General features: G+C 44.8%; 19 protein-coding genes and 1 other annotated feature. Of the genes, 12 read left to right on the top strand and 7 right to left on the bottom strand.

Annotated features, from left to right (window positions below):
* Positions 1–116: 116 nt before the first annotated feature.
* Together L4D05_RS01170 and gltB are read right to left on the bottom strand one after the other, a co-directional pair.
* The gene (locus L4D05_RS01170) at positions 117–1,586 is read right to left on the bottom strand and encodes a glutamate synthase subunit beta (protein WP_428750414.1); all 1,470 of its coding nucleotides are present in this window, start codon (positions 1,584–1,586) and stop codon (positions 117–119) included.
* A complete protein-coding gene (gltB, locus tag L4D05_RS01175; protein ID WP_428750415.1) occupies positions 1,586–6,133 on the bottom strand; it encodes a glutamate synthase large subunit in 4,548 nt (1,515 codons plus the stop codon). The genes L4D05_RS01170 and gltB overlap by 1 nt, the downstream gene beginning before the upstream one ends.
* Positions 6,134–6,659: 526 nt before the next feature.
* Here gltB and mnmL point away from each other — a divergent pair.
* The 3 genes from mnmL (at position 6,660) to L4D05_RS01190 (ending at position 10,492) form a co-directional block, all read left to right on the top strand.
* The gene (gene mnmL, locus L4D05_RS01180) at positions 6,660–7,598 is read left to right on the top strand and encodes a tRNA modification radical SAM protein MnmL/YtqA (RefSeq protein WP_428750416.1); all 939 of its coding nucleotides are present in this window, start codon (positions 6,660–6,662) and stop codon (positions 7,596–7,598) included.
* A gap of 69 nt (positions 7,599–7,667) precedes the next feature.
* Complete coding sequence (gene arcB / locus L4D05_RS01185) at positions 7,668–10,022, top strand: aerobic respiration two-component sensor histidine kinase ArcB (protein ID WP_428792800.1); 2,355 nt, start codon at positions 7,668–7,670, stop codon at positions 10,020–10,022.
* Positions 10,022–10,492, top strand: a complete 471-nt coding sequence (locus L4D05_RS01190; protein ID WP_428792801.1) for a hypothetical protein — start codon at positions 10,022–10,024, stop codon at positions 10,490–10,492. The genes arcB and L4D05_RS01190 overlap by 1 nt, the downstream gene beginning before the upstream one ends.
* 75 nt (positions 10,493–10,567) lie before the next feature.
* On the opposite strand, the gene arcA is transcribed toward L4D05_RS01190, so the two are convergent.
* The gene (gene arcA, locus L4D05_RS01195) at positions 10,568–11,284 is read right to left on the bottom strand and encodes a two-component system response regulator ArcA (protein WP_428750419.1); all 717 of its coding nucleotides are present in this window, start codon (positions 11,282–11,284) and stop codon (positions 10,568–10,570) included.
* Between the two features lie 328 nt (positions 11,285–11,612).
* On the opposite strand from arcA, the gene L4D05_RS01200 reads away from it, so the two are divergent.
* Both L4D05_RS01200 and L4D05_RS01205 read left to right on the top strand, forming a co-directional pair.
* Positions 11,613–12,005 (top strand): DUF3293 domain-containing protein, encoded by a 393-nt coding sequence (locus tag L4D05_RS01200; protein WP_428750420.1) that lies wholly within the window; start codon positions 11,613–11,615, stop codon positions 12,003–12,005.
* An 85-nt stretch (positions 12,006–12,090) separates the two neighbouring features.
* On the top strand, positions 12,091–12,573 hold the full coding sequence (locus L4D05_RS01205; protein WP_428750421.1) for a putative 4-hydroxy-4-methyl-2-oxoglutarate aldolase: 483 nt from the start codon (positions 12,091–12,093) through the stop codon (positions 12,571–12,573).
* 7 nt (positions 12,574–12,580) lie between these two features.
* Here L4D05_RS01205 and L4D05_RS01210 read toward each other — a convergent pair whose 3' ends face one another.
* Positions 12,581–13,051 carry a ribonuclease regulator gene (locus L4D05_RS01210; protein ID WP_428792802.1) on the bottom strand — a complete coding sequence of 157 codons (471 nt, stop codon included), beginning with the start codon at positions 13,049–13,051 and terminating at the stop codon, positions 12,581–12,583.
* A 275-nt stretch (positions 13,052–13,326) separates the two neighbouring features.
* Positions 13,327–13,445 (top strand) — a sequence feature (Thr leader region).
* 29 nt (positions 13,446–13,474) lie between these two features.
* Between L4D05_RS01210 and thrA the strand changes: the two genes are divergently transcribed.
* From thrA to L4D05_RS01230, 4 genes are all read left to right on the top strand, one after another.
* Positions 13,475–15,934, top strand: coding sequence for a bifunctional aspartate kinase/homoserine dehydrogenase I (gene thrA / locus L4D05_RS01215; protein ID WP_428792803.1), 2,460 nt, complete (start codon positions 13,475–13,477; stop codon positions 15,932–15,934).
* 1 nt (position 15,935) lies between these two features.
* Positions 15,936–16,898, top strand: a complete 963-nt coding sequence (gene thrB / locus L4D05_RS01220) for a homoserine kinase (RefSeq protein WP_428750424.1) — start codon at positions 15,936–15,938, stop codon at positions 16,896–16,898.
* Complete coding sequence (gene thrC, locus L4D05_RS01225) at positions 16,895–18,175, top strand: threonine synthase (RefSeq protein WP_428792804.1); 1,281 nt, start codon at positions 16,895–16,897, stop codon at positions 18,173–18,175. Before thrB ends, thrC begins: the two co-directional genes overlap by 4 nt.
* Before the next feature lie 175 nt (positions 18,176–18,350).
* Positions 18,351–19,136 (top strand): arylamine N-acetyltransferase family protein, encoded by a 786-nt coding sequence (locus tag L4D05_RS01230; protein ID WP_428750426.1) that lies wholly within the window; start codon positions 18,351–18,353, stop codon positions 19,134–19,136.
* 68 nt (positions 19,137–19,204) lie between these two features.
* Here L4D05_RS01230 and L4D05_RS01235 read toward each other — a convergent pair whose 3' ends face one another.
* Positions 19,205–21,088 carry a hypothetical protein gene (locus tag L4D05_RS01235; RefSeq protein ID WP_428792805.1) on the bottom strand — a complete coding sequence of 628 codons (1,884 nt, stop codon included), beginning with the start codon at positions 21,086–21,088 and terminating at the stop codon, positions 19,205–19,207.
* A gap of 347 nt (positions 21,089–21,435) precedes the next feature.
* On the opposite strand from L4D05_RS01235, the gene L4D05_RS01240 reads away from it, so the two are divergent.
* Complete coding sequence (locus L4D05_RS01240) at positions 21,436–22,281, top strand: magnesium transporter (protein WP_250615715.1); 846 nt, start codon at positions 21,436–21,438, stop codon at positions 22,279–22,281.
* 94 nt (positions 22,282–22,375) lie between these two features.
* Here L4D05_RS01240 and dacB read toward each other — a convergent pair whose 3' ends face one another.
* Positions 22,376–23,815, bottom strand: coding sequence for a serine-type D-Ala-D-Ala carboxypeptidase (gene dacB, locus L4D05_RS01245; RefSeq protein WP_428792806.1), 1,440 nt, complete (start codon positions 23,813–23,815; stop codon positions 22,376–22,378).
* 449 nt (positions 23,816–24,264) lie between these two features.
* On the opposite strand from dacB, the gene greA reads away from it, so the two are divergent.
* Positions 24,265–24,738 (top strand): transcription elongation factor GreA, encoded by a 474-nt coding sequence (gene greA / locus L4D05_RS01250; protein ID WP_265673709.1) that lies wholly within the window; start codon positions 24,265–24,267, stop codon positions 24,736–24,738.
* A 184-nt stretch (positions 24,739–24,922) separates the two neighbouring features.
* On the opposite strand, the gene yhbY is transcribed toward greA, so the two are convergent.
* Complete coding sequence (yhbY, locus tag L4D05_RS01255) at positions 24,923–25,219, bottom strand: ribosome assembly RNA-binding protein YhbY (RefSeq protein ID WP_250615712.1); 297 nt, start codon at positions 25,217–25,219, stop codon at positions 24,923–24,925.
* Between the two features lie 112 nt (positions 25,220–25,331).
* On the opposite strand from yhbY, the gene rlmE reads away from it, so the two are divergent.
* The gene (gene rlmE, locus L4D05_RS01260) at positions 25,332–25,961 is read left to right on the top strand and encodes a 23S rRNA (uridine(2552)-2'-O)-methyltransferase RlmE (protein WP_265673710.1); all 630 of its coding nucleotides are present in this window, start codon (positions 25,332–25,334) and stop codon (positions 25,959–25,961) included.
* Positions 25,962–26,046: the final 85 nt, after the last annotated feature.

The following is a 26,046-nucleotide window of genomic DNA, read 5'->3' on the forward strand; positions in this document are numbered from 1 at the left end:
TGGCAGGAAAAATGACGGGGAATGCATAGGAAAAAGCGACAAAAAAGGCCAGCAAGTGCTGGCCAAATTAGGAAGGAATGTGCTGGCTGCTTATTGATGCAGCCATGCATTTATTGCTAAGCGGAAAGCATCAATGAATTGGCTTTCGCTTCAAGGTTGGTGTTACCCATTAGGAACTCATCGATGGAGCGTGCACACTCACGTCCTTCGTTGATACAACGTACCACCAAAGATTGGCCAGTACGCATGTCCCCAGCGGCAAATACGCCTTGTTGGTTTGTTTGGAAGTCTTGTGTTGCGACGTTGCCACGCTCATCAAGTTTCACGTCCAATTGTGCCAGTACACCCGTTGGTTCTGGGTGAAGGAAGCCCATTGCAAGGAAAGCTAAATCACATGGAATAACACGCTCGCTGCCTGCGACTTCATCAAAGCCAGGACGTTCGCCTGGTTTTGCATCTTGCCATACGATGTCGGCAATACGTAAACCCGTGACTTCTCCTTTATCATTACCAATAAATTCTTTGGTTAAGATATTCCAATGACGCTCACAGCCTTCTTCATGAGAGGTGGTGGTTTTCATGATCATTGGGTATTGAGGCCAAGGCATATTTGCAGGACGCTTCTCTGGTGGAATCGGCATGATTTCTACCTGAGTGATGCTGCTGGCTTTGTGGCGGTTAGAAGTACCAACACAGTCCGAGCCTGTGTCACCACCACCGATAACGACAACGTGCTTATCTTTTGCGTGAATTTCTTTGGTTTTCAGATCCATATCGTTAGCACGACGGTTGTTCTGACCTAAGAACTCCATGGCAAAATGTACGCCTTGTAGCTCGCGGCCTGGGATAGGTAAATCGCGAGGTACCGTTGAGCCACCTGTTAGCAGAACAACATCGAAATCTTGGCGCAGCTGTTGTGCATTGATGTCGACACCGATATGCGCATTGACTTCAAATTTCACGCCAGCATCGGCCATTAAGTTGATCTTACGATCAATGATGTCCATGCCCAGTTTGAAGTCAGGGATACCAAAGCGAAGTAAACCACCGACTTTTTCATCACGCTCAAAAACCGTCACAGAGTGACCTGCGCTATTAAGCTGTTCGGCTGCAGCAAGTCCTGCAGGGCCTGAGCCAATGATCGCGACCGTTTTTCCACTGCGAATGCGCGGTTTTTTCGGCTTGGCGTAGCCTTCGCGATACGCTGTTTCAACGATGGTTTTTTCGATATTACAAATGGTAATAGGGTCTTGGTTGATCCCCAGTACACAAGCACTTTCGCAAGGAGCAGGGCAGACACGGCCAGTAAACTCCGGGAAGTTATTGGTCGAGCTTAGAATGTTCCATGCCTCTTCCCAGCTGTCACGAAAAACCGCGTCATTGAACTCCGGGATGATGTTACCGATTGGGCAACCGTTATGACAAAACGGCACACCACAATCCATACAACGAGATGCTTGAGTATTGATTTTTGAACCAAACTCTTCATTGAGAACGAATTCTTTGTTGTTCTCAATACGAACTGACGGATCAAGCTTGTTAGGGAGCTCGCGACCGTGTTCTAAAAATCCAGTAGGCTTACCCATTATACTGCCTCCACTTCTTCCGATTGTGCTTGTTGTGCTTCAGCTTTGCGCTTTTGAAGAACCGCCTTGTAATCACGCGGCATGACCTTAACCAAAGAGGTTAGGCTGGTTTCAAAGTTAGCAAGGAAAGACTGAGCAACTTCACTTCCTGTGAATTCAACGTGCTTAGTTAGCATATCAAGAAGAAGATCTTTATCTTCCTGCTCGATTGGATCTAGGTCGACCAATTCAGGGTTTAGCTTGGTTTCAAAATCACCAGCGTTATCCCAAACATAAGCCACACCACCACTCATACCCGCAGCAAAGTTGCGACCTGTTGAGCCAAGAATAATCGCTACGCCACCAGTCATGTATTCACAACCGTGGTCACCGACACCTTCAACAACGACCTTCGCACCTGAGTTACGAACACAGAAACGTTCGCCTGCCATACCGCGAATGAAAGATTCGCCTGAGGTGGCACCGTAGAAACAGACGTTACCAACCACGATGTTATCTTCAGCAATAATCGAAGATTTAGCATCTGGGTACAGCACTAGCGTACCGCCAGATAGACCTTTACCCCAGTAATCGTTCGCGTCGCCTTCTACTTCGAATTTAACGCCTTTTGCAAGGAACGCACCGAAAGATTGGCCAGCACTACCGTGGAACTTGACGTTCATTGGTTGTGGTAAACCTTGGTCTTTGTAAACCTTCGAGATTTCGTTCGACAGCATGGTACCCGCAGAGCGGTCAGTGTTGATGATAGGGAAGGTCGCATTAACGGCTTCGCCTTTTTCAAGCGCTGGGATAGCGGCTTGAATCAACTTGCGGTCTAGAACATCTTCTAGGTTATGGTTTTGTTGTGTCTGGTTGTAGATACCGTCTTCTGCACGAGCCTGTTCAATATGCAGAACTGGTGTGAGATCCAGGTTCTTGTATTTCCAGTGACCGATGTCATCACGAACTTTAAGTTTGTGCGACTGACCTACCATTTCGTTAATAGAACGGTAACCTAGTTCAGCCATGACTTCACGTAGACCTTCCGCCATGTACTGGAAGAAAGTCACGACGTCTTCTACGCGGCCGTCGAAACGCTCACGCAGTGTTTTGTTCTGTGTTGCGATACCAACAGGACAAGTATTCTTGTGACACTTACGCATCATGATACAGCCTTCAACAACCAGTGCTGCTGTTGCTACGCCCCATTCTTCAGCGCCAAGTAGCGTTGCTACCGCAAGGTCACGTGGTGTTTTCATCTGACCATCAGACTGAACAACGATACGGTTACGTAGGCCGTTTTTCAGTAGTGTTTGGTGAGTTTCTGCTAGACCAAGCTCCCACGGCAGACCTGTGTGACGAATCGAAGACATCGGAGATGCACCAGTACCGCCATCAAAACCTGCGATGAGTACCACGTCAGCTTTTGCTTTCGCTACACCTGATGCAATCGTACCGACGCCTGCTTCCGAAACGAGCTTCACGTTTACGCGACCATTACGGTTGGCGTTTTTCAGATCGTAGATTAGCTGAGCCAAATCTTCGATTGAGTAGATATCGTGGTGTGGCGGTGGCGAAATAAGACCGACGCCCGGAGTTGAGTGACGTGTTGCACCAATCCAATCATCGACCTTATCACCAGGTAGTTGACCACCTTCACCAGGTTTCGCGCCTTGAGCCATCTTAATTTGTAGCTCATCAGCGTTAGATAGGTAGTAAGACGTGACACCAAAGCGACCAGAAGCCACTTGTTTGATAGCCGAGCGTTCCCAGTCACCGTTTTCTTTACGTTCGAAACGTGCTGGATCTTCACCACCTTCACCCGAGTTTGATTTCGCGCCAATGCGGTTCATGGCAACAGCCAGTGTCGAGTGAGCCTCATGCGAGATGGAACCAAAGCTCATTGCGCCAGTGGCAAAACGCTTCAGGATGTTTTCGATCGGTTCAACTTCTTCCAGAGGAATAGAGCCTGCTGGATTTTTAATGAAATCTAGTTGACTACGTAGCGTTGCTGCGTTGTCGCCTTGGTCATCAACGGCTTTAGCGTACTTCTTGAACTGACCGTAATCTTTGTTACGCGTCGACTCTTGAAGTAGAGAAATGGTTTCTGGATTGAAGAGGTGCTTCTCACCACGTTGTTTCCACTGGTAAACACCGCCAACATCAAGGATTTGAGCTGGGATTTCACGAGCTGGGTAACCAACGCGGTGACGAACTAGAACTTCACGTGCGATATCGTCAATCGTTAGACCTTGGATACGAGATACAGTACCAGTGAAGTATTTCTCAACCACTGATTTGCTGATACCAAGTGCTTCAAAGATTTGTGCACCGTGGTAAGACTGCAGCGTAGAGATGCCCATCTTAGAGAAAATTTTCAGTAGACCGCCATTGACCCCTTTACGGTAGTTGTCGAACAACTCGCGAGGGTGAAGGCTTGGGTCTAGCTTTTTAGTGCGCTGCAACTCAACGATGGTTTCAATAACCAAGTATGGGTTGACGGCATTCGCACCGTAGCCAATTAATGTCGCAAAGTGGTGCGTTTCACGAGCATCACCCGTTTCAACCACGATGTCACACTTAGCACGTAAGCCTTTACGGATTAGGTGGTGGTGAACAGCACCAACAGCCAGCATAGCTGGAATAGCGGCGTGGTTAGAGTTCACCGCACGGTCTGTCAGTAGAATAATGGAGTAACCATCAATCACAGCGTCTTCGGCATACTGACAAATACGTTTCAGTGCACGTTCTAACTTACCTGGCTCTTCGTTTGCTTGGAATACGATATCCAACGTCTTCGCTTGCAGGTGCTCATTATCAATAGCACGCAGTTTTTCGAGCTCGGAGTTAGAAAGAACCGGTGACTCAAGCTCTACTTTTTGACAGTGTTCAGGGGTTTCAGCAAGGAGGTTCTGATCTTTACCTAGGTAAGTGTTCAGAGACATGACCATGCGTTCACGAATCGGGTCGATTGGCGGGTTTGTTACCTGGGCAAAAAGTTGCTTGAAGTAGTTTGAAAGGTGCTGCGATTGATGAGAAAGAATCGCTAGCGGCCAGTCAGCACCCATGGCAGAAAGTGGCTCGTAGCCTGTTTTCGCCAGAGGGAGAATGATTTCGTTCACTTCTTCAGAGCTGACACCAAACGATTGTTGTTTGTGTAGCAGTTTTTCTGGAGAAGGTTGGCTAAATTCGTTGCTCGCATCGGGTAGCTTTTTCAAGCTCAGTAGGTTTTCTTCAACCCACTTTTCGTAAGGCTGTGCTTTAGCGATACCATCTTTTACTTCTTCATCCGAAATGATGCGGCCTTGCTCAAGATCAGCAACGAAGATACGACCAGGTTGTAGACGACCACGGTACTCTACGTTTTCTGGTGCGATTTCAACAACGCCAGATTCAGATGCCATGACTAGGAAGTCATCTTTAGTCACTGTGTAGCGAGATGGGCGCAGACCGTTACGGTCTAGTGTCGCACCTACTTGAACGCCATCAGTGAAACACACAGAAGCCGGACCATCCCATGGTTCCATGACGTTGGCATGATATTGATAAAATGCGCGACGTGTTGGGTCCATGTTTTTGTTTTCTTGCCATGCTTCAGGAATCATCATCATTAATGCATGTGGCAAAGTGCGACCAGACAGAACCAGCAGCTCTAGCGCCATATCAAAGTTTGATGAATCTGAGCTACCTTCCTGACAGATAGGCAACAGCATGTCGATTTCAGCTTGTGTAAACAGATCCGATTCAAGGATCGCTTCACGTGCTTTCATCCAGTTTAGGTTGCCTCGTACCGTATTGATTTCACCATTGTGGGCGATGTAACGGAAAGGCTGTGCTAAACGCCAGCGTGGGAAAGTATTGGTAGAGAAGCGAGAGTGCACGAGTGCAAGCGCAGTTACCATGGTTGGGTTTTGTAGATCTAAGAAGTACTGAGGGACTTGCTCGGTGGTCAGTTGACCTTTATAGACTAATGTCTTGTATGACATTGAGTTGATGTAAAAGTCATCACCGATGTTAGAAATACTTTCTAAACATACGCGTACCGTGTAGTTACGCAGTACATATAGCTTACGCTCTAATTCTTCAGGTGTGCAACCTGGACCGCCTGATACAAATACATGCTCAAATTGCGGTTCTGTGCTTAGAGGGTCTGCACCAATCATGGAGTTATCTGTTGGCAATACGCGGTAGCCAATGACCTCAAGGTCAAGGCGTTGAGCATTACGCTCTAAGATATCGCGACATTGTGCGCGTTTGTGCTCGTCCTTAGGGAATAGAACAACACCAACACCGTACTTTTCAAAAGAAGGCAACTTGATACCAAGTTTTACCGCCTCTTCTAAAAGAAATTCATGGGGCTTTTGCAGTAAGATGCCGGCGCCGTCGCCACTGCATGGATCGCAGCCTTGACCGCCACGGTGTTCCATACGCGCAAGCATATCTAGGGCTTGCGTTACTACATCATGCGATTTACGGTTTTTAAGGTGAGCAACAAAACCGATACCACAAGCGTCATGCTCCAGTTCTGGAGTATACAGACCTTGTGTATTCTGCTCTCTATCTACCATAGATACTTCCTTCCAGTTAAATCCAGGCACAACAAAAGTGTGTGGTTGTGCCTTGTCCTTTGTAATTTTGATTCTTGACTGCCAGAGGGGGCAGTGTCGATTCCATTCTGCATCTCGCAGGAAAAGTATTGCGAGAAAAACAATCCGTGGTGATATTCCGCAACGTCTACTCACTTTCTAGTGAATTATTTTGGTGGGAAAGGAATATCGCCTTTATTCTACTAATCTGAGCTGTAATCCTAACAGCAGAATTAGAAGAATTGTGTAAGTATCCTACAATTTTGTTCTCGGTAATTCCAACTAAAGTTTCTTCTGTAACCCATTTTTTTTATTTGAAATTGAATACAATTGGTAACAGAACGCTAACATTCGGCGCTTTTTTCTTGTTTTTGTGCATATTTATTGATTTTGATTAAGTTGAAAGTAGGCGGGTATTGCTACTGTGCCTGGTTTTATTTTGCAGGGATGTAATTTAGTTTCAAAAATTAGAGTGATAGTCATTCTTATTTAATCGAGTTTGTTTGATATGCAGTTACACGAATTAGTTAATACCATTGGTCAAGATCTTCAGCGTCGCTATGGCGAAAAAGTCCATAAGCTGACGTTACATGGTGGATTTAGCTGCCCAAATAGAGACGGTACCATTGGGCGTGGTGGGTGCACTTTTTGTAATGTTGCCTCGTTTGCCAATGAAAATACCAGAATACAATCTATCCATGAGCAATTGACCGATCGAGCTGGCGAAGTCAAACGAGCAAAAAAATATCTCGCTTACTTCCAAGCCTATACAAATACCTACGCCGAAGTTCAAGTCCTTAAAAGTATGTATGAAGAGGCATTAAAATATGCCGACATCGTAGGGCTATGCGTGGGTACTCGTCCAGATTGTGTCCCTGATGCCGTGCTAGATTTATTAGCCGATTATGTGAAGCAAGGCTATGAAATATGGTTAGAACTGGGTCTGCAAACAGCAAACAATCAGACGCTAAAGCGTATTAATCGTGGTCATGACTTTGAGGTGTATGATGCTATTACCAAGCGCGCACGTGCGTTAGGTATTAAGGTTTGTACTCATCTTATTGTTGGGCTGCCGAAAGAAAGTAAGCAAGATAACCTCGATACGTTGGATAAAGTATTGCTAACGGGGACGGATGGGATAAAACTGCACGGTTTGCATATTGTTGAAGGCAGTACCATGGCTAAGGCATGGCATGCTGGTAGGTTAGAAGCGCCAACATTAGACTTTTATCTCGATGTCGCTGGTGAAATGATTCGCCGCACGCCATCAGACATTGTTTTCCACCGTGTGGCATCTTCTGCGCGAAGACCGACACTGCTAGCGCCGTTATGGTGTGAAAATCGCTGGTTAGCGATGACGGAATTAGGTAGAAAGCTGTGTCTTGAGGGGCCACAAGGTTCACTTCTTAATAATCCTTTCGTTTATCACAAACCTATACTCAAATAATCGAGCATTCGTGCATGGCAACTAGGCGAAGTGATACACTTGGCTAAGTAACCATGCACGGAGTGCTGAATGAAACCCATCAAAAACCTCGCTCAATATTATGTCGATCTCTTAGTGAGACTTGGCATTGTTCGTTTCTCTATCTTACTCGCTCTTGCGCTCGTGGCTCTAGCCGTGGTTGTGCAGGTTGGTATTACCTTAGTATTAAATGGTCGAGTGGATGATATCGATATCGTTCGCTCGGTATTCTTTGGTCTCATCATCACCCCTTGGGCGGTCTATTTCTTGTCAGTGGTCGTCGATCAGTTGGAAGAGTCGCGACAACGATTAGCTAAAATGGTCTCCAAACTTAAGGATATGCGTTCTCGTGACCAAGAGATGAACGTCAAGCTGCAGCAAAACATCAGTAAGCTGAACCTAGAAATTGAAGAACGGGAAAAAGCTGAAGATGCACGCAAAGAGGCAATGAAGGACCTTGAAAATGAGGTATATCAGCGTGAGCGAACTCAGCTAGAACTTGCTGAACGAACGGCACTGTTACGGTCGTTTATTGATGCTTCTCCGGATTTGATCTATTACCGAAACGCAGAAGGCGTCTTCTCTGGCTGTAATAAAGCAATGGAAGACCTAACCGGTAAAAAAGAAAAAGAGTTGGTGGGGTTAACACCGTGGGATGTGTACTCGGAAGAAATTGCTGAGCAAGTGGTTGAAACCGACCATAAAGTCATGAGTAACAACCAAGCACTGACGTATGAACAATGGTTAGAGTACCCCGACGGTAAGAAATGTTACTACGAGCTGCGTAAAGTCCCCTTCTATAGTAAAGATGGACGCCATCTCGGCCTCGTTGGTTTTGGACGCGACATCACCGAACGAAAACGCCATCAAGAGTCACTAGAAAAAGCCAGTCGAGACAAAACGACGTTTATATCTACAATTAGCCATGAATTAAGAACACCGCTTAATGGTATTGTGGGTTTGAGTCGCATGCTACTTGAGAGTCCACTCGATAAAGAACAGCGTAGTCACATGCAAACGATCAATGTGAGTGCAATAACGCTGGGTCATATCTTTAATGACATTATCGACATGGATAAATTTGACCGACGTAAACTGGAACTCTATCCAGAGCCACTTAAATTTGATGACTTCATTGTAGAAATAGAAAGTATTTCGGCCTTGATGGCAGAGCAGAAAGGCTTGCGCTTTGATTTGGAGCGATTAACGGATCTTCCTGAAGGGATCTGCGTGGACGCGACGCGATTAAGGCAGGTGATATGGAATCTTGTCAGTAATGCGATGAAATTCACTAAGCAGGGTGGCGTGGTGATGACGGTCAGCGCTGATGTCATGGATGGCATTGCTCACATCGTTATTGAGGTAGAAGATACCGGTGTTGGCATTCCACAAACAGAGGTCGATAAGATTTTTGCCATGTATTATCAGGTGAAATCAAAAACGGACAACTTGCATGCCGTGGGCACTGGTATAGGCTTAGCGGTGTCTCAGCAGTTAATTCATATGATGGATGGAGAGATTACGGTTGATAGTGAAGAAGGGTTCGGTAGCACCTTTACTATCTCGATCAATGTGCCTTGTGCTGACGAAGGACAATTGGTTGTCGAGCCAGTACGTTCCCCACAGGGGTTACGAATATTCATGCTTGAGGATATTGAATTAAATATTACCGTGGCACGCAGTCTACTGGAGAGCTTAGGGCATACCGTGACGGTGGCAATGACAGGTAAAGAAGCGATAAGTGTCTTTCAGCCACAAGACTACGATTTAGCATTATTGGATATTCAGTTACCCGATATGACGGGTTTTGACGTCGCCCAATATTATCGAAACCATTACGAACAACTGCCTCCGCTTGTTGCATTGACGGCGAATGTGGTTAAGAACAAGCAAGATTACCTTGAGCAAGGAATGGATGACGCGCTCAGCAAGCCACTAAATGTGAAGGCTCTGACCGAAGTGATCAATGACTTCTCATCTTCGATGGAACCCAAATCAGTCATGATACCTAATGAAAAGGATGAAGAGTTGATGAATGCTAATCGTGATTTATACGAACGCTTACTTGATATTGGGATGCTAGACTCGTACGTTGATATTGTGGGAACGAAGCCAGTACTCGATAGTATCACCATGTTTGAGGATATGATGCCGGGTTATATGGAGATCCTTCAATCCAATATGACGGCACGGGATCAGCCGGGAATTACTTCTGAAGCGCATAAAATTAAAGGCGCTGCAGGGTCTATAGGATTGAAGCGAATTCAATCTGTGGCACAACAAGCACAGTCGCCAGACTTACCCGCGTGGTGGGAAAATATAGAAGACTGGATTGAAGAAATAGAGAACGAGTATCGTAACGATATCCAAGTGTTAAAATCTTGGTTAGAAAGTAAGGGTTCATAATGAAAAGAATGATCACAGCGATGGCGTTGGCCATTGCGCTTGGTGGGTGCGTATCATCATCGACTAGCAACCCAGAGGTATGGGCAGCGAGTGATACCGCTATGGTTGAGCAGCAATCAATTTCATTGGCATCAAATTTATGGATCGATATGATGCCAAAGGTGGGCGAGACGCTGCCATTAATGAAAGAACAAACGATCCATGGGGCGCTTAATCTTAGCGGAAAGGAGCAGTTACCGGCGGATATGGACGTATTGAAAGTGGTCTTGAAGCAAGGTGACGAGGTGTGGGAGCTAAGTGCAGATGACTTTGAGCTACGCAGCCATAGTGAGCAGCAGTGGGAAGTGGCCTTTAAGTGGCAATTAGAGTTTAATAACTCACAGCCGATGGATGTTGCGCTATTACTAGTGAATCAAGGTAAAGAGACGTGGTTGCTCAATAAGCAGGTTTCGGTTGATACCGTCTACTAAGCGAGCTGAAGCAATAAAAATTATACGCAATAAATAGGGACGCTGATGCGTCCCTTTTTTACAATCATGTAGTGATTATTCTTCTAGGTCGCCGCAGAAGCGGTAGCCTTCACCGTGAATAGTCGCAATGATCTCTGGCGTACCAGAGACAGACTCAAAGTGCTTACGGATACGACGAATGGTCACATCAACAGTACGATCGTGAGGCTTAAGTTCACGGCCTGTCATTTTCTTCAAAAGGTCGGCACGAGTTTGAATCTTGCCTGGATTTTCACAGAAGTGAAGCAGGGCACGGAACTCAGAGCGTGGTAGCTTGTAACCTTCACCGCTAGGGCTAACGAGTGAACGGCTGTTGATATCAAGTATCCAACCATTGAACTCGTATTTCTCAACACTACGTTTCTCTTCTTGAGACACATTGCTGCTCATAGAGCGAGTGAGAAGGTTGCGTGCACGAATAGTCAGTTCACGTGGGTTAAATGGCTTAGTGATGTAATCATCTGCGCCGATCTCTAAACCAAGAATCTTATCTACTTCATTGTCGCGTCCAGTCAAGAACATAAGGGCAACATTTGCCTGCTCTCTAAGTTCACGAGCGAGAAGTAGACCGTTCTTACCTGGAAGGTTGATATCCATGATAACAAGGTTTACTGAGTTGTCAGACAAGACCTGATGCATTTCTTGACCATCGCTGGCCTCAAATACAGCATATCCTTCTGCTTCAAAAATGCTCTTAAGAGTGTTACGTGTTACTTGCTCATCTTCAACAATAAGAATTTGCGGGCTTTGCATTGGCTGTACCTAAATTAAACTTGTGATAAATCGGGCTGTAGTAGAATAAATTCTAGGCAATAAGTTAACATATAGGTAATGTTTCTTGGATGTTCTGCTTACAATCAGAGAAACAGTTACGATATGCGTCGCCATCCATGAAGCTGCCAGCTAACGAGAAATCCCTTAAATCTCTTATTATTCCGCTAGTCATTGAGGCGAATTCTAATATGTTAACAGCATGCTAACAATGGTCAAATGTTAATTCCTTGCAGTTTGTTGATTTAAATCAATAGCTGACTTGTAACAAATATTAATAGTAATAGGTAAATCGGGTGCGGTAATCAATATGTGTGTTAATGCGCAGTTATGGGCTTCTTATGCAAATGCTTGCTTTAGATTTGAACGAGCATGGTTAGTTAATCAGTATGCGATAATCACAGCATGGAACCCGAGAAGCGTTCGTTTGTCTAATGAGTGTAATTACATTAAAAACAATGAGTTGTCATTTGATTTTGGCCATAAGTCAAGATTGAAAGTAATGGTTGGTGATGCAACTTTTGATTGGTATGAAGAAAGTTATGCTGTTGAAATGACGCTTGCTGAAGCGTGTGACTTAGGACAAAAATATCATCAAAATGCCATTTATTTTGTCGACAATGGTGTACTGTTTTTGGTTCAGTGTGATGGCAAGCGCCAACCCCAAAATTTAGGTTTATTGAGTGAGCGTGTGGCTGATTAGCTACAAACTGCTGGATAAATGAAAAGGATTTTTAATTTAATGCTCTCTAAAGGTAAGCCTATTGAGTAGAATTCATGGAGGAAAGATGAGAGATATCACACCTGATATTTGCGACCAACACGAAGATAAAGTGATGCTGCTGAACGTACCGCTGCAAAACTTTGGTCAAAGAGCGGCTTTTTGGGGAGAGATAGTGACTATTCGTTGCTATCACGATAACTCAAAAGTACGTGAAATACTGGCGACCAATGGCGCAGGAAAGGTCCTTTTCGTCGACGGAAATGGTTCTTGCCAAAAAGCATTACTTGGTGACCAGCTTGCAATCATGGCAATAGAGAATGGTTGGGAGGGCGTTATTGTCAACGGCGCCATTCGAGATGTTGCTGCGATGTCTGAGATGGATTTAGGCGTTAAGGCGTTAGGGTCGTGCCCGTTTAAGACTGAAAAGCGTGGTGCTGGGGAAGTGAATGTCACACTTACGATGAATAACCAGATAGTTCAGCCGGGGCATTACATCTACTCAGATTGGAATGGTATCTTAATTGCCAAGGAAGCACTGTCGTTTTAATTACGCGCTAAAAGCGAAAGCCTAGGCCGACTTCTACGCCTTGTTGAACTTTCTCAAAGTCAAAGGTGGCGTGTACGTCTAGGTTTTCCGTTAATCGCATTCGGCTTGATATCTCAGCCGCCATCCCTGCTTGCTTCACGTTATTTTCTTCATACTGGTAGCCGCGTAGCATACTTTTTACCGAAATTCGTTCCGAAACTTGATAGCTCATACCACTGAGGAATCCTCTATCGCTTGATTCTAGAGAATTATTAAGGCGAGCCCCGATATAGACATCAACAGAGTCGAAGGCTGAGTAGGCGTATCCACTGTCGACATTCCATTGATCTAAGTTATTGCCAGATGACTTACTGCCAGACAGCAGGAAAAAGTTATGGGGAGAGGCGTCATGTTGAGAGGGCAATGAAGGTAGATCAGCCGATCGTGCGGTGTTTAATGACAATAACACGAACAAAGCAGACACAATTATTGCTTTCATAGCACCACTCCTTGTTCATTATTATTGTTTTTTATTTGTCCACTAATTAAAGCACAATATCTAAGCAAAAAGTTGTAAATCTATATAGCATTTAACGATTTGCTCATAACCTAATGACATATATCTGCAATAAATGTCTTTTTTTAGTGATTGACCCTAATAACGCCCTTGATTTAAGAAAAGTACAGATTTTGATTGACTAGCCTACGGAAAGTGCGGTAAACGTATGGGTAAGCACATAAGAAAGTTTGTAGATAAACCTATGTATAGAAGCCAGCTAGTAGTAATGACCACCACGATTATTATTACCGACATGACCAATGTTGGAGCAGGCTGGTAGACGGAAGAAATTCAAAAACAAGGCCTGTATCACCAAGATACGGGCCTTTTTTTTACCTGTTTTGAGTATTTCGGGAGGAAAGGATGCGAGTACTAAAATTTGGCGGCTCATCGTTAGCCGATGCTGACCGCTTTTTACGAGCGGCAGATATCATTGCCAACAACGCCCAGCAAGAAAATTTAGCTGTGGTGCTATCAGCACCAGGAAAAACAACCAACAAACTAGTCGCGGTCATTGAGGCGGCACTTAAGAATAGTGAAGTCGAACTCCAGATTTCGGAGCTGGAGGCGTCATTTAAAGCGTTGTTTGCCAACATCCAATCGGTTCTTCCCAATATTCAAAGTACAGACTTTGACAATCAGGTGAAAACTTCCCTGTTTCAATTACATCAATTTGTACACGGCATCCGTTTACTTGGTACCTGCCCTGATCATGTGAATGCTCGCATCATCTCGAAAGGTGAGCGTATCTCTATTCAATTGATGAAGGCGGTACTTGAAGCCAAAGGCCAAGCTGCGGCATTAATTGACCCGGTAAAGTATCTTTACGCGAATGGCGACTATCTTGAAGCGATGGTTGATGTAGGTGTGTCTACTCAAAACTTTCAAGCTAGCCCATTAGAGGAAGGCGTTGTTCATATCATGCCAGGCTTTACGGCAGGCAATGCAAAAGGTGAGTTGGTCACATTAGGTCGTAATGGCTCAGATTACTCTGCTGCAGTACTCGCCGCCTGTTTGCGAGCGGACTGCTGCGAAATTTGGACAGACGTAGATGGTGTTTACAACTGCGACCCGCGTTTAGTTGATGATGCTCGTTTGCTTAAATCACTTAGTTATCAAGAAGCAATGGAGCTATCGTATTTCGGCGCTTCAGTACTTCACCCTAAAACGATCGCTCCTATTGCTCAATTCCATATCCCATGCCTTATCAAAAACTCATTTAACCCTCAGGGTGCGGGTACTTTGATAGGCCAAGATACCGGTGAGGATAACTTACCAATTAAAGGGATTACTACGTTATCTAACTTAATTATGGTTAACGTATCCGGTCCTGGTATGAAGGGCATGGTGGGTATGGCGAGCCGTGTCTTTGGTGCCATGTCTTCTGCCGGGGTCTCCATTGTTTTAATCACTCAGTCGTCTTCGGAATACAGCATCAGTTTTTGTATTGAAGAAGAAGACCGAGTGAAAGCGTCGCTAATCCTAGAAGAAACCTTTGATCTAGAACTGAAAAATGGCTTACTTGAGCCAGTAGAGTTTATGGATGATGTGGCGATTGTGACGCTAGTGGGTGATGGAATGAGAACATCACGCGGCGTGGCATCGCAGTTTTTCTCATCGCTGGCTGAAGTGAATGTCAATATTGTTGCGATTGCTCAAGGATCGTCAGAGCGTGCGATTTCTGCCGTGATCCCAGAAGATAAAATTTCAGAAGCGATCAAAGCTTGTCATGAAAATCTATTCAATTCTAAACACTTTTTGGATGTATTTGTGGTTGGTGTCGGTGGTGTTGGTGGCGAGCTGGTTGATCAAATTCAACGTCAGCAAGTTAAGTTGGCGGAAAAAGGCATTATCATTCGTGTTTGTGGTCTAGCGAATAGTAAAGGTGTGCTACTCGACGGTAAGGGATTACCACTTGAACAATGGCGAGACCGTATGAATGATGTTACGGAACGCTTTAGCGTGGCTGGATTAGCTGCATTAGTTCAACGTAATCACATCATTAACCCGGTATTGGTTGACTGTACATCAAGTGAAACGATCGCTAATCAGTACGCAGAGTTTTTAGCCGCCGGCTTCCACGTAGTTACCCCGAACAAAAAGGCTAATACCTCAAGCATGGCTTATTATCATCAGCTTCGTGATGTGGCGCGTAGCTCTCGCCGTAAACTGATGTATGAAACAACGGTAGGCGCAGGTCTTCCGGTTATTGAAAACCTACAGAACTTAATTTCTGCTGGTGACGAATTAGAAAAATTCAACGGTATTCTATCGGGTTCATTGTCATTTATTTTTGGCAAGTTGGATGAAGGACTGACCCTAAGTCAGGCAACGAATGTTGCGAAAGATAAAGGGTTTACTGAACCAGATCCACGTGATGACTTATCAGGAATGGATGTTGCTCGTAAATTGTTAATTTTGGCTCGAGAAGCTGGCATGGCACTGGAGCTTGAAGATGTGGAAGTGGATCAAGCATTGCCACCGGGCTTTGATGATTCCGGTTCAATTGAAGACTTTATGGCTCGCTTACCTGAAGCCGACGCGTACTTCTCTAAACTTGTTGCTGACGCAGCCGCAGAAGGTAAAGTGCTGCGTTATGTTGGTGAAATTGCCGATGGCAAGTGCCGAGTTCGCATCGCGTCTGTTGATGAAAATGACCCTATGTTTAAGATCAAAGATGGTGAAAATGCGCTGGCTTTCTACAGCCGTTATTATCAACCAATCCCTCTTGTACTACGTGGCTATGGCGCAGGTACGGAAGTGACCGCTGCTGGTGTCTTCTCTGATGTGATGCGTACACTTGGATGGAAATTAGGAGTATAAAATGAGTCAGAATGTCGTGGTTTATGCTCCTGCGTCTATCGGTAATGTAAGCGTTGGTTTTGATGTGTTAGGGGCTGCAGTATCGCCAATTGATGGCACCTTGCTGGGTGATTGCGTTGAAATTAAAGCCAGTGATGTGGCCTTCGAGCTTACAACGAAAGGGCGCTTTGTTGACAAGCTGCCATCCAATCCACAAGAAAACATAGTTTATGATTGCTGGAAAGTGTTTGCGAGAGAGTTGGATAAAAAAGGTATCCCGCTTCAGCCGATTCACATGACGCTTGAAAAGAACATGCCAATTGGTTCGGGGTTAGGTTCGAGTGCTTGCTCTATTGTGGCAGCATTAGACGCGCTTAATCAATATCATGGTAATCCACTGGATGAAATGGCGCTGTTGGCCTTGATGGGCGAAATGGAAGGACAAATTTCTGGTGGCATCCATTATGACAATGTGGCACCTTGCTATCTAGGTGGCGTGCAACTGATGCTTGAAGAGCTTGGTATTATTAGCCAAGAAGTCCCTTGCTTTGATGATTGGTATTGGGTCATGGCGTACCCAGGGATTAAAGTCTCGACGGCAGAAGCGCGAGAGATTTTACCTTCTCAATATCGCAGACAAGATATCATCGCACACGGTCGTCATCTTGCTGGCTTCATTCATGCGTGCCATTCTGGCCAGCCTGAATTAGCCGCGAAGATGATCAAAGATGTGATTGCTGAACCATATCGTGCCAAATTGCTACCAGGCTTTAGTCAAGCAAGAGAGTATGCAAAGGCGGCTGGTGCGTTAGCAACGGGCATCTCTGGCAGTGGACCAACGCTGTTTAGTATCTGTAAAGAAAAAGACGTGGCAGAGCGCGTTGCTCGATGGTTAGAAGAAAATTACGTACAGAATAACGAAGGATTCGTGCATGTTTGTCGTTTGGACAAGCAAGGCTCGAAAGTAACAGGAAGTGAGCAATGAAGCTTTACAATATCAAAGAAAATGATGAACAAGTCTCTTTTGGTCAGGCCGTCCGTCAAGGGCTAGGCCGTAACCAAGGGCTATTCTTTCCCTCTGAACTACCAAAGTTTGAGGATGTCGATGCGCTATTAGCGGAAGATTTTGTATCTCGCAGCGCAAAAATTCTCTCGGCACTGATTGGTGATGAGCTTCCAAAAGAGAAAGTGACGGAAATGGTGGATGCCGCGTTCCAATTCTCTGCGCCAATCAAAGAAGTGAAAGAGGGCGTGTATGCGTTAGAGCTTTTTCACGGCCCGACGCTAGCGTTTAAAGATTTTGGTGGCCGCTTCATGGCTAACTCCCTTGCTGCGGTATCGGATGGTGGAAAAATCACGATCTTAACGGCAACGTCTGGTGATACTGGCGCAGCTGTTGCTCATGCGTTTTATGGTATGGAAGACATTAATGTCGTCATTTTGTATCCAAAAGGGAAAATCAGCCCACTGCAAGAGAAGCTATTTTGCACGCTAGGTAAAAACATCCACACCGTGGCGATTGATGGCGATTTTGATGCCTGTCAGGCGTTAGTGAAACAAGCTTTTGATGATGCGGAGTTGCGAAAAGAAATTGGTCTTAACTCGGCAAACTCAATCAACATTAGTCGATTAATGGCGCAGATTTGTTACTACTTTGAAGCTGCGTCACAGCTAAGCAAAGCACAGCGTGAAAACCTGGTTATCTCAGTGCCAAGTGGTAACTTCGGTAATTTAACCGCAGGGTTGCTTGCTAAAGCACTTGGGTTGCCGATTAAACGCTTCATTGCGGCAACAAATGCGAATGATACCGTACCCCGTTACCTAGAAACGGGGCAGTGGGATCCTAAACCGACCGTTGCGACAACGTCTAATGCAATGGATGTGAGTCAGCCGAATAACTGGCCACGTATTGAAGAGCTATGTCAGCTGAAAGGCTGGGGGCTTGATACGCTAGGCAAAGGGGCGGTTACTGATGAGCAAAGTGCACAGTCGGTACGCGAACTCAATTCACTAGGTTATCTATGTGAGCCACATGGTGCGATCGCGTATCGCGTCTTAGATGAGCAACTGCAAGAGGGTGAGACCGGCCTATTCTTGTGTACCGCGCATCCGGCGAAATTTAAAGAAGTTGTCGATGATATTCTAGATACAGATATCGAGCTTCCAGCACCGCTTGCAAAACACGCTGCGATGGAATTGTTATCAGAAGATCTGAATAATGATTTTGAAGCGCTAAAAGTGGTGCTACGACGCGTTCAATAGGGCGTTTAGCCTATCTGAATTTAGAACGGTGAACGTAAACGCTTGAGTATGAATCACTCTTACCGCTAAGTGAGTTAGCAAGGGAGAGTGATTTCATATTTGAGCGTTTTTTTGTATCCGCGTAGTATAAATCACCAATGAGCTATTCGCATTTTACTGGTTAGGGAAGCCAACAATGATGACGTCAATCCAACTTAATCAATATCTCTCTAAGCTAGGTGTTGCTTGTCCCATCACTGTCGATCTAGACGGTTTGCGTAAGCTGCACAAGTGTCAACATCGTAGGATACCGTTTGAGAACTTTGATGTTGCCGCTGGACGTGCGATTCGTTTGGGTCTAGATAACCTTTTCGAGAAGTTAGTTTTAAGTGAAAGGGGCGGCTATTGCTTTGAAGTGAACGGTTTATTGCTCCATGCATTACAAGCGGTTGGTTTTGATGGTCGGGCATTGCTCGCACGTGTTCACCTTTCTGGTGAGCCGTCGGGTAGAACGCATCAGGTTTCTTTAATCACATTGAACGACCAACGCTGGATTGTTGATGCTGGCTTTGGCTCTCAGACGCCCAGGAAGCCTTTGTTGCTTGAAGTAGGGCAAGAGCAGCATATTGATTATCAAACGTTTCGGTTTATTGAAGAAGAGCGCTATGGCTTTATGTTACAAGTTAAGCGTGATAATGAGTGGTTCGATTTATATAGCCTTGATCTTTCCTTTGTGTGTCAGGGGGACATCGAATGTGGCAATCACTATACGTCAACCAGTCAACACTCGGTATTTACATCGGCTACAATAGTGGCGCTTCCTATCGAAAATGGAATGATTACTTTGCTCGATAACATACTAAAAATCACCCAAGGTGATAGCGTGATGAGTATTGATGCCCCCTTCGATGATCGCTACGCTGAACAAGTGAAAAAGCACTTTAACATTGACATGGAAGCTCATTCTCTCAAAGTGCAGTAGCAGACCAGGAACTTACCAGGATTATGGCCTAGTTGATGACCGATTAGTGTAACAACTAGGCCGAAATTTTATGGTATTTTGTTTGCTATAAATCCTGCGGTGGTGGCTGGTTGCCAAGTCTGTCCGTTATCAGAGCTGACAAGCAACACGGGATCGTGTTGATAAGCTTGACTATATCGGTTTGAGTTACCTGCCAGCTCTTCATTGGGCCAACGTTGATAATGTACTTGATAGGTGTTGATACAATCCTTGCTTGATGTGGCCAGCGCGCACTCTTCAGCGTTGCTATATGAACGTCGCGCTTGTGTGTTGAACCAAGTGCTTTCTTTGAAGTTTTGAATCTCATAGGTATAGAGCAAAAATAGATTGCCGCGCTTATCTTGATGCAGCTTCTGGGTGTAGTTTGAATACTGCTGCCAGTTTGGCATGACTACAACACCTTGGTCTTGCCATTGGTACTCTCCAGAACCCTCTAGCGTGCCTTTAACCCACTCTAAACGATAGCCTTGCGGTGCCAACGTATTTGGTGCAGTGTTTCTCATCGCTAAGTAGACATCATCGTTGCTTGTTAAGACTGCATGGATATAGGTATAACGCCCGTATGGTTGCCCTACATAATTCACAGTATCGGAAAGAGGTTTATCTTCTGGGTATTGACCAAATGCTTCATTAGGCCCAGCGGAAAATTTATCATTTGCCTCGACTGTATTCCCCCATAGGTTATGATCGCTGTTCCAATCAGTATTGGTGACAGGTTGAAGAGAGTAGCGATGCCAAATCTGATGGTTGTGTGCCCCAGAAATGTAGTGTAGACGCTTGTGGCTATCGATAAGGATTATCGGTTGATTATGTGAGTCAGGCGTTGCTTGTGACGTTGAGCCACTCCAACCCATAAACATCACATCTGCCGCTTCACTACCTAATTGGTAGCGCACATAGTATTGCCCCGTATTGTATGACTCTCGGTTATTTACATCGCTTTCAAAGCTAATCGCAGCGATATGAAGCGTATTGCCTTCCCATACAATCGGATGACTACCTCGATATAAACCAAGTGATAGCGGTAGCGTTAGGGTTTCTTGCTGCCACTCTAGCTCATCATTCCCTTGCTCGACCAGGCGTAAGATGGTGTAGGTGCTATTTTTGGAGCGGACAAATAAAGGGGCGTCCTGTCCGTTGCCAACCATTTCGGTTTGAGCAATCCAGTTTTGTGGATAGCCGAGCCACGTTTGTGTTGACGCTTGATAGCGGATCACCCCATGGTCGAGTTTAAAAAAGACATCGCCATTGTCTCGGAAATAAACCTGTTCAATATAGCGGTAGCGATAGCCGTCAAGCCCATCGGCATTTTGCCTAAAGCCAAATTCTTGCTCTAACCCTCTTAGAGAAATAGAAACCCACTCACCATTCGCCGTCAGTCGTACTAAGTAAGAATCACAATCAGTACACTCGGTGCCGCTAGGATATAGCGATGAATACACACGATCATCATAGGTGAGTGCGTGCAGCGGCTTCCCCGTTTTCTCTAAGGTAACAGGGTCTTGATGATGACCCGGTTGATCGTTACCACGGTTAAATTGATTCATATTATTGACAATCATCCAAGGGAGATTGTTGGCATCGAAGTAGGGGCGACCCGGAATAAATCGTGGGTTATAGCCGTAAAGTTCTCGTTCTCGGTCAAAAATGTTTTGATAGTTCAGCGCATGTTCTGCGGTTGTATCGGTTTCTATTGTAGGGAAATTAGCGTTACCTTCATTACAGCTGTGATCATAGCGAGAGCGTTGCCATGCGCGATTGAGGTGTTGGAATTCGGTTTGCCAGTTCACTTTACAATCGGTAACTGGTGGCTTAGGGGGCAGTGACGGAGATGAACTTTTTGAGTTACACCCAGCGAGTAGCAACACGCTAAACAATGAAATGGCAAGCAAACGTGGGGAAATAATACGCATGATAAATCGCTAAATAGTTAAGAAAGGTAAAAATTAGTTTCAACAGAGAAAATGGGCTTTACTCAGTGAGTGTTTTTGGTATTCTAGCGCCGCTATCGAGTCGATAGCTTTTTCGGAGATACCTATGAACAATACCGACCATCCTCCTAGTATCAAAGGAGAAAAGTAACACTTTTTCGGTATTTTGCGATCTTCGTTCCTGCCGTCAAGGTGGGAGGCTATTTATCTATATTCCTTTCTTATTTTTCTCCTTGTCTACTATTTTGCAAATGAATGTCAACCGAGTTTGGTTGGCGGATATTTGTGACAATTGATGGTCGTTACCAACGCTAATCGGGAGATTCGCCATGACGGTAATGAGCAACACTTATATTGAAAACACGCCTCGTTTCTCAGAAGAAGAGATCAGTGCGGCAACCAAAGCTTTCTTGCAGTACGACGACGATCAGCAACTCAATTTATTGACAGTAATGCCAATTGATGAGGCTGTAGGCGTGTTGCAACACTGCGCGTTTGGACAAGTCCAGCACCTGATTCAACAGCTAGATTTGCAGGGGCATGATAAACGGGCACGACATTTTGCCCACCAACTTGGCTTTATTCACTCCGAAGCAGAAACCACACAAGGGTATTTGACGACGGGAGTGTTAGAGCACGTTAAACAGCGTATTGGCTGGATTATTACCCTTGCTTTAATGGGGATTGTCTCGGGGCTTATTATCGCTCAGTATGAAGACATTCTCAGTCAGTTAGTGTTATTGGCGGTGTACATGCCGGTGATTGCTGCAGCAGGAGGAAATACTGGGACACAAGCTGCAACCTTGGTGATACGCGCGTTAGCAACAGGTGAGCTGAGAAAGCGGCAATGGTTGGATGTGCTGTGGAAAGAGAGTCGCGTCGCCATTTGTCTAGCGTCTGCAGTGGCTTTAGTTATGGTGGCAAGAATTCTACTATTTAGCCATCCTGATGCCGGAAATGGCTTTGATTTAAATACCATAGCACTATCAATCGCCGTCGCGCTCTTTATACAGGTGACGATTTCTACCACCCTTGGTGGTGTGCTGCCGATTATTGCTCGAGTATTTCGTTTAGACCCTGCGGTATTAGTAAGCCCGGTCTTAGCATCAATTGTAGATATATCGGGTATGTGGATCTATTTCACGGTTGTGAACTACTTCCTAGGCTTATCGTAAGGGGTGAGTTAGCCCATTCAATATGCTTAACTCACAACCTAGTTAACACTTTCCGCTCAGTAACACTTACCGTTCAGTAACACTCAAAGCACAGCTACGGCTGTGCTTTGTTGTTAGAGCGCTCTAAAGCGCTGCTGTAATCGATGATTTGTCGATACAAGGTTTGCTCGAAATTGGTCAAGGGAGATATCACAGGTTTAGCCGCTTGTGATTTATCGAGATGGTAGTCGGTGACAAATTGCACGAAAATGGTTTCGACTTTACCTTTTGAGTTCAGCCCATAGCCCATCATGTTGTAGGTCCCAAATAATGAACCACTTTTCGCGGATAGCGCCCCTTTAATTGGGGGCTTTCTCATACTTTGGCGGTACTTCAAGGTGCCATTATTGCCCGATATCGGTAACAGAGTAATCAGATCGAGAGTGGCGTCGTGACGATAGATATAATGGAGCACGTCGGCCATTTGCGTGGCAGTCACGCGATTATTACGTGAAAGTCCTGAGCCATCTTCTAATACCGCACTATCGATATCAATATTGGCTTGTTGCTTTAAAATGGCTTTAACCGCAGTGGTACCGTTGCTGAAAGACCCTGGTTGCTTGAAGTGTGTTGCTCCAATAGTTTTCAGGATATTGTCAGCGTAGAGGTTATTGGAATCACGCAGCATTGTGGCGAGCAGTTCAGGTAAAGGCGCTGAATGGTGAGTAACCCGTTCAGTGAGCTTAGTGTTTTCTGGCGCACCAATGTTGATGCCGCCAGAGATGGTCACACCAAGCTTATCCATTTCATCTCGAATCACCGCTTGAGTAAATTTTGCTGGAGAGGACATGGCAAAATTTAGTGGTAGAGGGGATTGACGCTGTACCACACAGCCATCAAGTGAATAACGATTATCTGCTGTGGTTCTTAGCTCAAGGTCGCAATGTTGTTCTTGTTGCTGTTGCTTAGTCACACTGCGGGCGGTCGATATCGCGACTATGGGCTGATGTGGCGGAATGTGGATACGCGTTGTGCCATCATTATTGGTGTACAGCGCACCTTGGACACAATTTCCGTCTAGTGTAATTGCCGATGCAGGGGCGCTGTAGCAGACGCCTAATATATCCCAAGGCCAGCCAACCGCTCGGTTGTAGCCAGCAAATGTGCGGTTATCGAGCCATACTGTATCAACCTGATTTCCAGTAAATGTTTTTACTTTGCGTAGCATGGCGCGAAGATCTTTTCTTGAAAATGACGGATCTCCAGAGTAGCGAATGATGACATCATTTCCTGCTGTAGATACGGTTGTTTTGAAATGGAAATCATCGCCAAGAGAGAGCTTTGCCGCAAGAGCTGTAACAACCTTTAGTGTACTAGCCGGAGGAAAGTAGTCTTGTGTGTTTTGGCTGACTAAAGGCGAAGAAGTCTGCTCAATGGAGTCTAGATAAATACTGGCTCGGCTCCCTGCTGGTAATAGTGTACTTACATCAGAGGCATGGATGAACGGTGAAATAATGGACAAAGTAAGTGCGACTAGCGTGTGCTTGATGGTCATAACCGTAGAGTCAGTCTTAGTGTATGTTGTTGTAGGCTAGCAACCAATATTGCGGAGATAAAGCGCTATTTGGGAAACTTTGGGTTAAATTTACTTGGATGGTCGAGTTGTTGTATGTCGAACAAAAAAACTGTGCACGATCCTGAGCTTTTCTGTTGGTGTTGAACTTGCAGCAATAGAGATTTCTGCGTTATATTGATTGGCTGTTATGTGCCTAGTCAGGCACGTTGACGTGATCTCATTGTTATGAAGCCAGTAAATTGAAGTTATGAAGCCAGTAGATTGAAGCTCCATGTTGATACAACATAGTATCAAGCTATGAATTTCGATGATTTGTATCCTTAGATTGATTACACTAGGCTTAATCCAGTTATTTTTAAATTGTACTCAAGCTTTGTTTGAGTAGGGTTTTTTTGTCCAAAGTAAAATTTGGAAAAGAGGTTGTTAAAATGGAAAAGGTTCCAATGACCGCTCGCGGTGAGCTTAAATTACGTGAAGAACTAGAGCGACTACTTAAACTTCGTCCTCTTATTTCTCAAGCAATTGCGGAAGCTCGTGAGCTTGGTGATTTAAAAGAAAATGCTGAATACCACGCCGCGCGTGAAGAGCAAGGCATCTGCGAAGCTCAGATTCGTGACATCGAATACAAGCTTTCTGTCGCACAAGTTATTGATGTGACGAAAATGGATAACAATGGAAAAATCATTTTTGGTACTACCGTTACCTTGATTGATGTTGATACTGACGAAGAAAAGACCTATCAGATCGTTGGTGATGATGAAGCGGATATCAAAGCGGGTCGTATTTCAGTCAGCTCTCCAATTGCACGTGGTTTGATTGGTAAGATGGAAGGTGATGAAGTGACGATCACAACACCGGGTGGTCAAAAAGATTTTGATATCGACAAAGTTGCATACATCTAAATCTTCACTTATATAATAAAAAGTCGCGTAGCGCGGCTTTTTTTGTACTTCGTGTCGTCGGTATGTACGACTTGTGCATACTATTAGCGAGTAATAACGTTTAGCACAGTCAAAAAAGGCCGCATTACGCGACCTTTTTAAGTTGAAACGAGATGTTTCAACAATGTGACGAATAGAACGCTCGCTATTTACGAGGTAATTCGATTTTCTTTTGCTCTGATTGGCGATAAAGAACAAGTGTTTTACCGATAACTTGTACTTTTTCTGCTTTTGTCTCACGGATAATCGCATCAACAATCAATAGCTTAGTTTCACGGTCTTCCGAAGCCACTTTAACTTTAATCAGTTCGTGGTGGTCAAGAGCGATTTCGATTTCCGCTAGAACAGCCTCTGTTAGTCCATTTGCGCCTAGAAGCACAACGGGTTTCAGTGCGTGTGCTAGGCCTTTTAGGTGCTGTTTTTGTTTCGTGCTTAAGTTCATAACGCGGCCAAATTTATTTAGTGTTAGGGTTGAAAAGTCGTATTTTAACGCCATCTAATGACGAAGACTATACTTTATTCTAAGGGTTTGCCCTTGTTACGTTGGATTTTGAATGAGTAAGCAAAAACACTCGGCCAGTTCAGGCCGTTGGTTGAAGGAGCATTTTGATGATAAATATGCGAATGAAGCCAGAAGAAAAGGGTATCGATCTCGTGCTATCTTTAAAATTGAAGAGATTCAAAACAAAGATAAGTTACTGAAACCTGGAATGACTGTGGTCGATTTGGGTGCAGCACCTGGAGGTTGGTCACAGTATGCCGCTAAAGTTGTCGGTGACGAAGGACAGGTCATTGCTTGTGACTTATTACCGATGGATTCAATTGCTGGAGTCAGTTTTTTACAGGGTGACTTTAGAGATGAAGCGGTACTTGATGCACTGCTAGAAAAAATACAACCAGATATGGTCGATGTTGTGATGTCAGATATGGCACCAAACATGGCTGGAAATTTATCTGTTGATCAACCTAGAGCAATGTATCTTGTTGAACTAGCATTAGATATGTGTAGACAAGCCTTAGCTCCTGGAGGCAGCTTTGTCGTCAAAGTTTTTCAGGGCGAAGGGTTTGATCAGTACGTAAAAGAAGTGCGCGAAATGTTCAAAGTGGTGAAGATTCGCAAACCGGACTCATCTAGAGCTCGCTCTCGTGAGGTATTTATTGTAGCTAATGGATACAAAGGCTGAACATTAGTTTACAAAGAGAAAATTAACATTGTAGCTACAGCTGAAAAACTGTAGTACCCTACCTTTAATTACAATTAGTTATCGA

This window comes from Vibrio nomapromontoriensis, assembly GCF_050337205.1.
Classification (GTDB): Bacteria; Pseudomonadota; Gammaproteobacteria; order Enterobacterales; family Vibrionaceae; genus Vibrio; species Vibrio nomapromontoriensis.